Raw genomic sequence first — 12,377 nt, forward strand, 5'->3', positions numbered from 1 at the left:
GCTCACAGCTCCCGCTCGTAGAAGTACGTGATCGGGCCGCCCGCCCGCTCGCGGTTGATGAAGCCGAGGCTCTCGTACAGCGCGCGGGCGGCGACGTCGTCCTCGCTCGTGCCGAGGTCCATGTGGTCGGCGCCGCGCTCGCGCGCGTGCTCGATCGCGGCCTCCAGCAGCGCGCGCCCGATCCCCCGCCCGCGCAGCGGCGGCACGACGTAGAGCTCCGCGAGGTAGCACTCGAGCGCCTCGCTCCAGATCGACGGGCGGAAGCGCAGCACGGCGATCGCGTCCGGTCCTCCGCCGCCCAGCAGCACGCTCGTGTCGAGGTCGAGCAGCGTGCGGAAGCGCTCGGCGAGCTGCGCCGGCGACGGCGTCGGATCGTCGTACTCGGTGTTGAACGCGTGCAGGAGCCGGCCGATGTGGTCGACGTCCTCGAGGCCCGCCACCCGGATCATCGGACCGGAGGCTAGCCGAGCAGCTCGGCGACGATCTCGGCCGCCGGCTGGATCGCCTTGACGGCGCCGGCGGCCTGCGCGGCGTAGAACGGCCTCGCGTCGATCGCGCCCGTCGAGTCGGGCGTGGGTGGCTGGGGATCGAAGCGCTCCGCGTCGAGCACCGGCGGGACACCAATCAAGCCTACGCCCGTGCAAGCCGCGCGACGCCGATGTGCGTGTCCGCCATTCCGTAGAAGACGAACAGCGAGCCCTCGATCTCCTCGATCGCGGTCGGGAAGACGACGTTCGGCACCGTGCCCGCCAGCTCCTCGGGCGACTCCGGCTTCAGCAACGGCTCGGCCGTGCGGGCGAGCACGCGCGCGGGGTCCTCGGGGTCCAGGAGCAGCGCGCCGGCCTCGTAGCGCACGCGCTGCTGCTGGTCGGTGCCGGGGTGCATCTCGCCGGTGACGCCGTGGTGGATCGCCAGCCAGCCTTCCTCCACGCGGACCGGCGGCGGGCCGGCGCCGATCTTCAGCGCCTCCCAGCCGTACTCGCTCGTCGCCACGAGCCGGTGGTCGCGAAGGTGGACGAGCGAATCGCCGTCGGCGTACGAGATCCAGATCCCGGGCCGGTCGTCCTCGAGCCCCGCCGGCAGCATCGTGCCCTCCCCGGGGACGATCCACGAGAGGTCCCACATCGGCCGGTGCAGCATCGCGTACGCCAGGTTGCCGTGCGGATCCGGCACCGGCTCCGGGAACCAGACGCAGTCCTTGTTGGGGAAGAGGTTGAGGTCGGTGTCGAGCTCGGGCTGGTAGGCGAAGTGCAGTGGCCCGCGCCGCTCCCAGCGCACGAGGTCGCGTGAGACCGCGAGCGCCGGGCGGGGACCGAGCGGGCCGTACGCGACGTAGGTCATCGCGTGCAGGCCCAGCGACGGAATCCACGTCACGCGCGGGTCCTCGACGCCGGCGTGGCCATTGCCGCGCTCCCAGCCCTCGTCGGGCTCGAGCACCACGCCGCGGCGCTCGACGCCGGCGGGCGCGCCGTCGCGGATCACCACTTCGGCGAGGCCCACGCGCGAGACGTTGCCCCGGGCGACGAGGCGGGGCAGGAGATGCAGGCGGCCGTCGGGCGTGCGCCCGCTCGCCGGGTTGAGCACGCCCTCGGCCTCGCGCGGGTCGCCGGCCGGTGACATCACGACGCCGGCGCGGCTCAGGGTGAACGGGATCGTCGCCACCGTCATCCCTTCACCCCTGAGCCGATGTTGGCCGAGACGAACCGCCTCTGGAAGGCGATGAAGAGGATCACGGCGGGTGCCGCCAGCACGCACGCGCCGGCGAGGATCGCGCCGAACGGATTCGCCGCGCGCGCGGACACGGTGTCCATGTAGTTGGCCAGGGCCACCGCGAGTGGCTGCATCGAGCGCTCCTTGGTCACGAGGAAGGGCCAGAGGAACTCGTTCCACGGGCCGATGAAGGTCACCAGCACGGCGGTCAGCAGCGCCGGCTTGCAGAGGGGGACGGCGATCCTGCGCAGGATCGTCAGCTCGCTCGCGCCGTCGACGCGCGCGGCGTCGAAGAGCTCCCGCGGCAGCTGCAGGAAGAACTGCCGGAAGACGAACACGGCCGTCGAGTTGATCGCGAACGGCAGGATCATCCCGAGGTAGCTGTCGGCGAGCCTGTAGTCGCGCACGATCAGCACGTAGAGCGGGATCGTGAGCAACTGGAACGGGACGACGAGGACCAGCATCACGCCGGCGAACACCGAGCCTTTGCCGCGGAACTCGAGCACCGCGAGCGCGTAGCCGGCGAGCAGGCCGAAGACGACCGTGCAGAGGATCACGCCGCCGGTGAACACGCCGGAGTTGATCAGCGTGCGCCCGAGCGAGATCGCGCCGTCGATCTGCCGGTAGTTGTGCAGCGTGAGGTTGCCGGGATCGGGCCATGCGCCGCCGATCCCGGTGTCCGGCTCGGCCTGCAGCGAGCCGATCAGCATGTAGTAGAAGGGGAACAGGAACAGCAGCGCGCCCGCGAAGAGCACGAGCAGCCGCACCGCGCGGCCGCGGGTCCCGCGACGGGGGCGCGCCTTGGCGCGCGACCTGGCGGTGGCGGAGCTGCGCTCGATCGTCTCGATCGCCATGTCAGTCACGCCCCTCGAGCAGCTTGCGGCTCAGCAGCGAGAGCGCGAGCACGATCGCCACGAGGATGATCCCGATGGCGGCCGCGACGTCCGGCTGCCCCTGCTCGATCCCTCGCTGGTACATCAGCAGCACGGGCGTCGTCGACGCGCCGTCCGGCCCGCCGCCGCCCGTGAGCAGGTACGGCTCGGTGAAGAGGTTGCCGCCGGTGATGACGGCGAGCACGACGACCAGCACGGTCGCCGGCCGCACGCCCGGCACGGTCACGCTCAGGAACGAGCGCCAGCGCGTCGCGCCGTCCACGGCCGCCGCGTCGTAGAGCTCCTTCGGCACGTTCTGCAGCGCCGCGAGGTAGAGCAGGATGAAGAAGCCCGCCTGCTTCCAGGCGACGTAGACGGCGATCATCGGCATCGCCAGGTGCGAGTTGACCAGCCACGACGGGCTCGGCGCGAGCGGCCCCAGCACCGTGTTCACCAGCCCGGTGCGGCTGAACAGCCACAGCCAGACGGCGACCACGGCGACGCTGGCCGTCACGTACGGGATGTAGTACGCGGCGCGCAGGAAGCCGCGGAACGGCACCGCGGCGTTGAGCGCCACCGCGAGCCCGAGCGCGATGATCACGGTCAGCGGGACGTTGATCGCGATGAACACGCCGACGTGCACGAACGACGCGCGCACGTCCGGGTCGCCGAGCGCCGTCGAGAAGTTGTGCAGCCCGACCCACGGCCGGTCGACCACCGCTCCCGGCGCGGCGAAGAAGTAGTCGTGCAGCGACATGTAGACCGCGAACCCCAGCGGGTACGCGAAGATCGCCGCGAGAAAGAGGACGTAGGGGCTGACGAACGCCAGCCCCAGCGGATGTCGCCCCAGGACGCGGCGCCGCAGCGGGCGCCGCGCGATCGTCGCCGCTCCCACGTCAGGACCCTTCCTTCGCGAGGCCCTCGACCTTGCCGGCCGCCTGGCTGAGCGCCTGCTGCGGCTCCTGTTTGCCGAAGATCACCGACTTCGAGTAGGCGTCGCGGAACGTCTGCCAGATCGTCACCGAATTGGCGACGTTCGGGACCTCGACGATGCGCGCGGCCTGCTCGGCGAACGTCTTGTACTCCTTGCGCTCGGCGAAGTAGTCCGGGTAGGCGGCGGGCAGGTCCGGCCGCATCGGCATCTGGCCCGTCTTCTGCAGGAGCTCGCCGTCCTGCTGCTTGGAGGTGGCGAACTTCAGGACGTCCCACGCCGTGCCGCGGTTCTTGCACGCGCTGTACATCGCGATCGACTTCTCGTCGGAGAACGTGTGGATGTCGCCCGCCGGCTTGCCGTCGGCGGTCGGCACGGGCGCGACGCCCCAGTCGACCTTGTCGCCGTAGACCGCGACCGCCCACGGGCCGACGATCGCCATCGCCGCCTTGCCGTCGGCGAACGCGTCACCGTTGTACTTCTCGTTCGGCGCGAGGTGCTCGCTGTAGAGCGTCTTCCAGAAGTCCGCGACCTGCCGGCCCTCAGGCGAGTCGAACTGCGGCTTGCCGTCCTGCACGAGCTGCTTACCGGTCTGGGCGATGAACAGCGGGTAGTAGTCGAACCACGACTGGTAGAACTCGCTCGTCGGCGCCGGGTAGATCGCGGCCGGCGCGGCCTTGCTCTTGACGATCTTGCGCGCGGTGTCGAGGAACTCCGCGTACGTCGAGAGCGGCGGGTTCTTCGCGTCGACGCCCGCCTTCTTCAGCAGCTTGCGGTTGTAGAAGATCATCACCGGGTTCGACTTCCACGGCAGCTGGTAGTACTTGCCGTCCGGCGACCGGTACTGCCCCGCCGCCGCACCGGTGCGGCTCTCGACGTACCGCCGCCCGCCGGGCATGTCGTCGAGCGCGACCAGACCGCCCTGCTTCTGGAACTGCGGCACCGCGGCGGGTGACGTGTTGAAGACCAGGCACGGCGCGTTGCCGGCGGTGATGGCGGCGCCGATCACCTCCTCGGAGCTCTTGCCGGTCGGGATCTCCTGGCCCGTCACCCGCTCGCCGGGATGCGCCTTGTTCCAGGCGGCGACCATTGCCTTTCCCCACGCGACCTCCTCCTGGTTGTTCGAGTACCAGACCTTGATCGGGCCGCGGGCGGCGGCGGCGTCCTTCGACGACGTGCCGCCCGAGCCGCCGCAGGCTGCGGCGAGGGCCACGACGGCGGCGACGGCCGGGACGAGGCGAGGGTTCATGACGGTCTCCTCTCTTCGGTCGAGGCGCGCACCACCAGCCGAGCCGGTTCCAGCTCGACGTCTCTCGGGTGCCCCTCGATGGCGTCCAGCAGGACGCGGGTTGCCGTCCGGCCCCAGGACACGGGGTCGGAGCGGACGCTCGTGAGTGACGGATAGACGTGGGCGGCGAGCTCTGAGTCCTCGTAGCCCACGAGGGAGAGGTCGCGCGGCGGGGCGAAGCCCAGCTCGTGCGCGACGGTGAGACCGGCGATCGCCATCGCGTCGTTGGCGTAGACGATCGCCGTGGGGCGGTCGGGGCGGCTCAGGAGCTCGCGCGTCGCGCTGGCTCCCGAGGCCGCGGTGAAGTCGGCGACGGCGACGAGGTCGGGCGCGAGGCCCTGGTCGATCATCGCCTGCGTCCAGACGGCGCGGCGATGGGCGCCGTGGAGCATGTCGGGCCGGCCGGCGACATAGGCGATGCGCTCATGGCGCAGCTCGGCGAGGTGGCGGACGGCGGCGGCGACGCCGGGCCCGTCGTCCTGGCAGACGGCCGGGAAGGGGCTCGGGACGTCGGGGCGGTTGAGCGTGACGGCGGCGAGGCCGAGCTCCTGCAGCAGCGCGATCCGCGGGTCGTCGAAGCGCAGGTCGGTGAGGAAGACGCCGTCGACGCGCTCGCTGCGCGCGAGGTGCCGGTAGCGGTCGGCCTCGGTGTCCTCGCTGACGACCTGCAGCAGGAGCGCGACGCCGCGCTCGGCGAGCTCCAGCTCGACGCCGGCGATGAACGCGGGGAAGAACGGGTCGGCGCCGAGGACGAGCGGATCGCGCGCGATGACGAGGCCGAGCGCGTACTCGCGCCGGCCGCCGAGGCTGCGGGCGGAGGCGCTCGGCTCCCACCCGAGGTCCCGCGCGACCCCGAGGATGCGGGCGCGCGTGTGGTCCGCGACGCCGGGCCGGTTGTTGAGCGCGAACGAGACCGCGGTCGTCGAGACGCCGGCATGGCGCGCGACGTCGACGATCGTCGGCCCGCGCCGGCGCTTGCTGCGGCCGGGACGCGCGTTTCGCTCAGCTCCCACGAACTGGTTTGTGCCCGGCGAGCGTGGGCATAAAACGTTTAAGTCCAGAGGGAGGTTCGTCGTGCGTCTTGCCCTGCTCGCCGTGTCGTTGCTGCTGCTCGTCCCCGGGTCGGCGCGCGCCGCGCCGCTGACCAACACCGCGCATCTCGACTTCCTGGGGACGACCGTGTCGCCGCCGGAGCAGGCGGGGCACTCCACGTATGGAGCGGATCCGATCGGCGTGCTGTGGACGTACGCTGACCGGCAGGCGGACGGCTCCTACCGCCGCGTGGGCGGCGGGGCGTACGACGCCGCCTCGAACACCTACGGGCAGGGCGCGTTCAACGCCGACGACATCGCCCGCGCGGCGGTCGTATACGTGCGGCACTGGCGGCAGACGGGCTCGGCCGCGAGCCGCGAGCGCGCCGTCGCGCTGCTGCGCGGGCTGACATACCTGCAGTCGCCGAATGGGAACGTCGTGCTGTGGATGCAGCCCGACGGGACGCTGAACGTCAGCGCCGACCCGCCGGAGACGCCGGACCCGTCCGACAGCGGCGCGTCGTACTGGCTCGCACGCACGATCTGGGCGCTCGGCGAGGGCTACGCGGCGTTCCGGCGCGACGATCCGGCGTTCGCCGCGTTCCTGCGCGACCGGCTGGAGCTGGCGCTCGGCGCGCTGGACCGCGAGGTGCTCGGCCACGGGTGGCAGGTGGCCGACGGCCGCCGCGTGCCCGGGTGGCTGATCGTCGACGGCGCCGACGCGACCGCCGAGGCGATGCTCGGGCTGGCGGCGTACGTCGAGGCCGGCGGCTCGGATGCGGCCCGGAGCGCGCTTGCGAGATTCGCCGACGGCGTCGCCGCGCTCGGCGGCGGAGATCCGCGCACATGGCCCTACGGCGCGCTCCTCCCCTCCGCGACGACCCGCTCCGTGTGGCACGCCTGGGCCTCGCAGATGCCCGAGGCGCTCGCCCACGCCGCCGCCGCCCTCGGCCGCCGCGACCTCCTCGCCCCCGCGCTCGCCGATGCGGCGTCCTTCACGCCACACCTGCTCGTCGCCGCCGGACCCGAGAACGGGTGGAATCCGGCGCCGACCGACCACACGCAGATCGCCTATGGCGCTGACAGCCGGCTCCAGAGCCTCCTGGCGGTCGGCAACCCCGGCCCGCGCCGGCTCGCCGGCATCGCCGCCGCGTGGTACTTCGGCAACAACCCCGCGGGAGCGCCGATGTACGACCCGGCCACGGGCGTCACGTACGACGGTGTGTCCGGCGACGGCGCGATCAACCGCAACAGCGGCGCCGAGTCGACCGTCCACGGGCTGCTCTCGATGCTCGCGCTCGACGCGGCGCCCGACGTCGCGGCGCAGGCGCGGATCGCCCGGCCGGTCGCCCGCCGCACGCAGCGGATTCTCGAGGCGGAGGACGCGACGCTCGCCGGCGGCGCCTCGGTCGTCACGCCGCCCGCGGCATGGACGGGCGAAAGCGCGTGGAGCGGCGGCCGCTACGTCACGCTCCCGCCGGGCGGCAGCGTCGCGTTCGGCACCGACGCGCCGGGCCTGATCCAGCCGGTCGCGCTGCGCACCGCCGACGGCAGCGGAGGCGCTACGCGCTGGGGCCCGCTCGGCACCTTGCAGCATGCGAACGCGGGCGCGCAGGGTGCGTCGGCCATCCCCGGGGTGCTCGAGGCGCAAACGCTTCCGAAGCCCGGCGCCTCGCCGGTTGCGACGCAGGCCGCCCGCGGGACGACCGCACTCGACGCCGTGCTGTTCCAGCCGCTGATCGAGTCGCTCTCGCTCGCCGGCGACGGTCGAGGCCAGACGCTGCTCCGATCCTTCGCGCTCGGCCGGCGCACTGTCGCCGTCCACGGCACCGCCACGAGCTACGACACGGAGGGCCGCGTCTACGCCCGCTCGCGCGGGGGCGCGGTCGTGATCCCTCCGGGAGGCTTCGCCCTAGCGGAGCACTGAGCCCAGCGCGCGGGCGTCGTCGAACAGCGTCGCCCGCAGCGACTGGTTGTACATCGCCGCCGCCGGGTGGTAGAGCGGGAAGAGCCGCTCGTGCAGCAGCGTGCCGTGCACCTCGGCGATCTTGGCCGCCGGCGCGAAGTGCTTGAGCGCATGGCGGCCGAGCGGCACGATCACGCGCGGGGAGATCAGCTCGACCTCGGTCTCCAGCCACGGCATGCAGTGGGCGACCTCGGTCGCGCGCGGATCGCGGTTCTTCGGCGGCCGCGCCTTGACGACGTTCGTGATCCAGACGTCCTCGCGCCGCATCCCCGCCGCCTCCAGCAGCTCCTCGAGCAGCATCCCCGCGCGCCCCACGAACGGGCGCCCGAGCCGGTCCTCGTTCGCGCCCGGCGCCTCGCCGACGAACATCACGGCGGCGTCCGGCGAGCCCTCGCCGGGAACCATCCGCGTCGCCTTCTCGCACGGCTCGAAGCCGCAACCCGAATGGGCGACGATCTCATCGTGCAGCGCCGCGAGGTCCATCTCGCGGCACGAGGCTAGCTGCCCTCTTCGGGCTCCTTCTTGGAGTCCTCGTCCTTGCCGGTCAGCGCCTCGCGGAACCCGCGGATGCCCGAGCCGAGCGACCTCCCGGCCTCGGGGAGGCGCTTCGGGCCCAGCACGATCAGCGCGATCACGCCGACGATGAGCCAGTGGACGGGACTTTCCAGGCCGGTGAACACGGATCCTACGGTAGGCGGCGCAGATGAGCCGTTGCGGATGATCAGTCGACCAGGCGGCGCTGGACCGCCCAGCGCGACAGCTCGTGGCGGGAGGAGAGCTGGAGCTTGCGCAGGACGGCGGAGACGTGCGCCTCGACGGTCTTGGTCGAGATCCCCAGCCGTGCCGCGATCTCCTTGTAGAGGTAGCCGCGGGCGATGTGGCGCAGGACCTCGCGCTCGCGCGTGGTCAGCTGGTCGAGCTCCGGGTCGACCTCGGCGGGCGCCAGCGAAGCGAACGCGTCGAGCACGAAGCCGGCCAGCCGCGGGGAGAACACGGCGTCGCCGTCGGCCACGCGCCGCACCGCGTCCGCGAGCTCGACGCCCGAGATCGTCTTGGTGACGTAGCCGCGCGCGCCCGCGCGGATGACGGCGATCACGTCCTCCGGCGCGTCGGACACCGAGAGCGCGAGGAAGCGCTGCGCCGGCCGGCGCTCGCTCACCTGCCGGATCACCTCCAGGCCGCCGCCGCCCGGCATGTGAACGTCGAGCACGACCACGTCGGGCTCGACCTCGAGGATCTCGCGCACGGCGTCCTCGACCGTGGCGGCGTCGCCGAGCACCTCGACCAGCCCGTCCAGCTCGGCGCGCACGCCGGAGCGGAACAGCTGGTGGTCGTCGACGAGCACGACCGACGTCATGGCTCGATCACCAGCTCGACCTCCGTCCCCTGACCGGGCACGGAGTGCACCGCCGCCCGGCCGCCATGACGCTCCATGCGTCCCATGATGGACTCCCGCAGGCCGCGCCGGTCGCCCGGCACCGCGGCGGGCTCGAAGCCGGGCCCGCGGTCGCGCACGAACACCTCGACGCGCTCCCCCGCGACCTCGGCATAGAGCGCGATCGGCTCCGGCCCGGCGAACTTGGACGCGTTCACGAGCGCCTCGCGCGCCGCGGCGACGAGCGCGCCCGTCGCGTCGCCGAGCGGCGCGTCGCCGACCGTCACGACGTCGATCGGCACGCCGAAGTCGCCCTCGACGTCGCTCGCCGCCTTCTCCAGCGCGGCGGCCAGCGTCGCGTCGCCGTGGGGGCGGCTGTCGTTGAGCCACGCCCGCAGCTCTCGCTCCTGCCGGCGCGCCAGCGCGGCGACCTCGCGCGGATCGCCGGCGCGCTTCTGCATCAGCGCAAGCGTCTGCAGGACGGAGTCGTGCAGGTGCGCGGCGACCTCGGCGCGCTCCTGCGAGCGGATCCGAGCCGCGCGCTCGGCGGCGAGCCCGCGCACGAGCCGGATCCACCACGGCGCGAGGATGATCGCGCCCGCCAGCACGACCACGGCGACGGGCAGCAGCACGTCACGCGCCGGCGCCAGCGCGTCGTTGAGCCAGAGGAAGATCAGCGCGCCGCCGACCACCAGCGCGATGCCGACGCCCGCGCGCCCCGCAGCCGGCGCGGGCAGCGTGAACCCCAGCGACGGCCGCTCATCCGGGTCCACGGCCTGCGACTGGCGCCAGATCAGGGCCCCGCCGGCCGCGATGATCGCCGCCGGCCACGCGAGGCTGTCGCCGAACCACAGCCCCCACTCGCGCAGCAGCAGCATCAGCGCGAGCACGAGGCAGCCGATTCCGGCGGCCACCAGCCACGCGTCGCGGCGGTCGAGCAGGCGCGAGACGATCGGCTTCTCCGGCCCCTCCGCCGGGATCAGCATCCAGGCGAGCACGTACAGCGGGATGCCGACGCCACCGGCGAAGATCGTCGCGATGAAGCCGATCCGGATCAGCAGCGGATCGATGCCCAGTCGCGCGCCGAAGCCGGTGCAGACGCCGCCGAGGTAGCCGTGCTCGGGGTCTCGCTTCATCCCGTCATCCCCGCGACCAGCAACACGATGCCCGCCGCGGCGAGCACGGCGGGCATGGCATAGCCGAAGCGCACGTCGATGATCTCGAGCCGGTCGAGGAGGAACAGCGCGCCGAGCGCGATCGTCACCAGGCCGGCGGCGATCAGCGTGCGGTCGGCGCGCCTGGACCTCACGCGCAGACGGGCTCCGTGCCGGAGGTGAGGCCGTCGCGCTCGATCTGGAGGTGCCCCACGCCGATGTCGGCGTTCACGTGCACGACCGGATGGCCGGCCCGCGGCGCGGCGTCCGCGACCGAGACGTCGAGGCCGCCGTGGCCGTCGCCGCCGGGAAGGTCGGCCTGGCCGACGCCGATCTGGGCGTCGGTCGACACGCACGCATCCTCGGGCACCCGCACGACCGCCTCGCCCACGCCGACGACGAGCTTGACGTCGGTGCGCCCGGCCGGCAGCTCGAGCGCGCGCAGGTCCAGCTTCAGCTGGCCCGCGCCGACGCGGTACTCGGGCCGCAGCGCGGCGACGCTCGCCGGCCGGTAGTCGCGCTCGCCCACGCCGCCGCGCAGGTCGATGTCGGCGGCCGAGACGACGGCGAGCGGGAGCACGAGCACGATGGCGGGAAGGATGAGCCAGCGTGGACCGCCGAGCAGCCCGGCCGCGAGCAGCGTCACGCCGGCGGCGATGGCGATGATGGCGACCGCGACGCCGCCGCCGATCGCCGCGACGAAGCCGACGCCGGTGGCCGCGCCGAGCGACGCGATCAGCACCAGCAGCACGAGCGTCCCGCGCGCGATCACCTGCGCGGCGTCGTCGCCGCGCTCGCCGCCGAAGGCGCGATACAGCAGGACGGCGAGGAGCCCCAGGACCGCCAGCGCGAGCAGCCCCGGCCCGAGGACGAATGCAGGCGGACCGAGAAACGACACCGCGGCGATCGCCAGGCAGACCGTCGCGACGATCGTCGTGGCGCGCGAGCGCCCGTCGATCCACGAAGGTCGCCCGTCGTCATAGGGCAGGAACGCAACAAGCGCGACGTACGCGAGCAGCCCGATGCCGCCGAAGAAGACGGAGATCCCGAAGGCGATCCGGAACAGGACGGGATCGAGGCCGAAGTAGGTGCCGAGGCCGCCCGCGACGCCCGCGACCATGTGGTCGGAGGTCGAGCGCGCGAGCCGCTTGGCAGGGGGTGTGGCGGGGGTCGAGCTCATGTGGTGAAGGCTGCCTCCAAGCGGCCCTTCAGACCATTGGGGATGACCCTTAGGGACCCCGGGACGGTCCCGGGGGCATCGAACACTCGTGGAGGTATTTCACAGAACCGATGGTCGTTCGGCTTCAGAACGTTGTCTTGGTGACGACTACTCGCCCAGGAGACCTCGTGTCATGACCAACGATCGCACTCACGCCTACGGGCGCGTCGTAAAGACACTCGACGAGCTGGGGCCCACCAAGCTTCTGGCCGGCGAGCAGGCTCGCATCCGCGACGCCGCCGACACCCTCATCTTCGCCTCCGGCGCGGAGGAGACGCGTGAAGCGCTGCGCGACATCGGCCAGCTCGCCGAGGCGCTCGTCGCTTCGGGCCGCTGGCTCGAGGAGACGGTGGATCGGCTGATCGGGGACCTGCTCGGCTGTGGGCCAGCCCAGGTCCCCGAGTCCGCCGCGGCCTAGTCGCTCAGGTCGCGGAGAGCGGCTCGGTGAAGCCGAGCACCGAGCGCTTCGGGTAGCGGCTGAACAGCGTGCGCGCGATCTCGCGGCGCCGAGCCAGTAGGAGCCGTTGATCGAGAGATCGACCCACATCGTCGGCGCGGCCGTCGGCGCGCTCTTCTTCGGCTACCTGACCGACCGCTTCGGCCGCAAGCGGCTGTTCATGTGAGAAGCTGCCGCCGACGGCGACCTGGTACTCGCTGATGCCGAGCGCGTCCTTCTTGCTCAGCCGGCTCGCGATCGCGCCGACGATCGTCACCTCGAGCCCGTCGAGGATCCAGACGCTGCCGAGGCCGAGGATCACGAGCCAGTGCCAGCCGCTCCACGGCAGCCGGTCCATCCGGGCCGGGACCGGGTCTCGATGTTCTCCTCGCTCA

At 72.6% G+C, this 12,377-nt stretch carries 15 protein-coding genes and 1 pseudogene; 2 read left to right on the forward strand and 14 right to left on the reverse strand.

The window, feature by feature from the left end:
* Positions 1–2 precede the first annotated feature (2 nt).
* The 7 genes from H958_RS0111060 to H958_RS0111090 are packed head-to-tail and all read right to left on the reverse strand — an operon-like array spanning position 3 to position 5,814.
* Positions 3–449 carry a GNAT family N-acetyltransferase gene (locus H958_RS0111060; RefSeq protein WP_028058720.1) on the reverse strand — a complete coding sequence of 149 codons (447 nt, stop codon included), beginning with the start codon at positions 447–449 and terminating at the stop codon, positions 3–5.
* 11 nt (positions 450–460) lie between these two features.
* Positions 461–610 (reverse strand): hypothetical protein, encoded by a 150-nt coding sequence (locus H958_RS46190; protein ID WP_156027906.1) that lies wholly within the window; start codon positions 608–610, stop codon positions 461–463.
* A gap of 20 nt (positions 611–630) precedes the next feature.
* The gene (locus H958_RS0111070; protein ID WP_028058721.1) at positions 631–1,668 is read right to left on the reverse strand and encodes a glycoside hydrolase family 130 protein; all 1,038 of its coding nucleotides are present in this window, start codon (positions 1,666–1,668) and stop codon (positions 631–633) included.
* Entirely contained in the window at positions 1,665–2,564 is a 900-nt protein-coding gene (locus H958_RS0111075; protein WP_037409893.1) for a carbohydrate ABC transporter permease, read from the reverse strand. Before H958_RS0111075 ends, H958_RS0111070 begins: the two co-directional genes overlap by 4 nt.
* A 1-nt stretch (position 2,565) precedes the next feature.
* Positions 2,566–3,477, reverse strand: a complete 912-nt coding sequence (locus H958_RS36460; RefSeq protein ID WP_051324099.1) for a carbohydrate ABC transporter permease — start codon at positions 3,475–3,477, stop codon at positions 2,566–2,568.
* 1 nt (position 3,478) lies between these two features.
* Positions 3,479–4,762, reverse strand: a complete 1,284-nt coding sequence (locus H958_RS0111085; protein ID WP_028058723.1) for an extracellular solute-binding protein — start codon at positions 4,760–4,762, stop codon at positions 3,479–3,481.
* Positions 4,759–5,814 (reverse strand): LacI family DNA-binding transcriptional regulator, encoded by a 1,056-nt coding sequence (locus H958_RS0111090; RefSeq protein ID WP_051324100.1) that lies wholly within the window; start codon positions 5,812–5,814, stop codon positions 4,759–4,761. Before H958_RS0111090 ends, H958_RS0111085 begins: the two co-directional genes overlap by 4 nt.
* 61 nt (positions 5,815–5,875) lie before the next feature.
* Between H958_RS0111090 and H958_RS0111095 the strand changes: the two genes are divergently transcribed.
* Positions 5,876–7,759, forward strand: a complete 1,884-nt coding sequence (locus H958_RS0111095; protein ID WP_156027908.1) for a hypothetical protein — start codon at positions 5,876–5,878, stop codon at positions 7,757–7,759.
* Here the strand turns inward: H958_RS0111095 and H958_RS0111100 are convergent.
* The 6 genes from H958_RS0111100 to H958_RS0111125 are packed head-to-tail and all read right to left on the reverse strand — an operon-like array spanning position 7,745 to position 11,507.
* Positions 7,745–8,281, reverse strand: a complete 537-nt coding sequence (locus H958_RS0111100) for a uracil-DNA glycosylase (protein WP_028058726.1) — start codon at positions 8,279–8,281, stop codon at positions 7,745–7,747. The genes H958_RS0111095 and H958_RS0111100 overlap by 15 nt on opposite strands.
* A 14-nt stretch (positions 8,282–8,295) precedes the next feature.
* A complete protein-coding gene (locus tag H958_RS0111105) occupies positions 8,296–8,478 on the reverse strand; it encodes a Sec-independent protein translocase subunit TatA/TatB (RefSeq protein ID WP_028058727.1) in 183 nt (60 codons plus the stop codon).
* Between the two features lie 41 nt (positions 8,479–8,519).
* Positions 8,520–9,155, reverse strand: a complete 636-nt coding sequence (locus tag H958_RS0111110; protein ID WP_028058728.1) for a response regulator — start codon at positions 9,153–9,155, stop codon at positions 8,520–8,522.
* Complete coding sequence (locus H958_RS0111115; RefSeq protein WP_028058729.1) at positions 9,152–10,309, reverse strand: ATP-binding protein; 1,158 nt, start codon at positions 10,307–10,309, stop codon at positions 9,152–9,154. Before H958_RS0111115 ends, H958_RS0111110 begins: the two co-directional genes overlap by 4 nt.
* Positions 10,306–10,482, reverse strand: coding sequence for a LiaI-LiaF-like domain-containing protein (locus tag H958_RS46195; protein ID WP_156027910.1), 177 nt, complete (start codon positions 10,480–10,482; stop codon positions 10,306–10,308). The genes H958_RS0111115 and H958_RS46195 overlap by 4 nt, the downstream gene beginning before the upstream one ends.
* Positions 10,479–11,507: a PspC domain-containing protein gene (locus tag H958_RS0111125; RefSeq protein WP_081685784.1), complete on the reverse strand. Its 1,029-nt coding sequence runs from the start codon at positions 11,505–11,507 to the stop codon at positions 10,479–10,481. Before H958_RS0111125 ends, H958_RS46195 begins: the two co-directional genes overlap by 4 nt.
* Before the next feature lie 172 nt (positions 11,508–11,679).
* Between H958_RS0111125 and H958_RS0111135 the strand changes: the two genes are divergently transcribed.
* Positions 11,680–11,964, forward strand: a complete 285-nt coding sequence (locus tag H958_RS0111135; protein WP_028058731.1) for a hypothetical protein — start codon at positions 11,680–11,682, stop codon at positions 11,962–11,964.
* Between the two features lie 223 nt (positions 11,965–12,187).
* Here H958_RS0111135 and H958_RS49040 read toward each other — a convergent pair.
* A pseudogene (locus H958_RS49040) lies at positions 12,188–12,340 on the reverse strand (MFS transporter); the annotation flags it as partial.
* Between the last annotated feature and the right edge of the window lie 37 nt (positions 12,341–12,377).

This window comes from Candidatus Solirubrobacter pratensis (genome assembly GCF_000425945.1).
In the GTDB taxonomy this organism is placed as follows: Bacteria; Actinomycetota; Thermoleophilia; order Solirubrobacterales; family Solirubrobacteraceae; genus Solirubrobacter; species Solirubrobacter pratensis.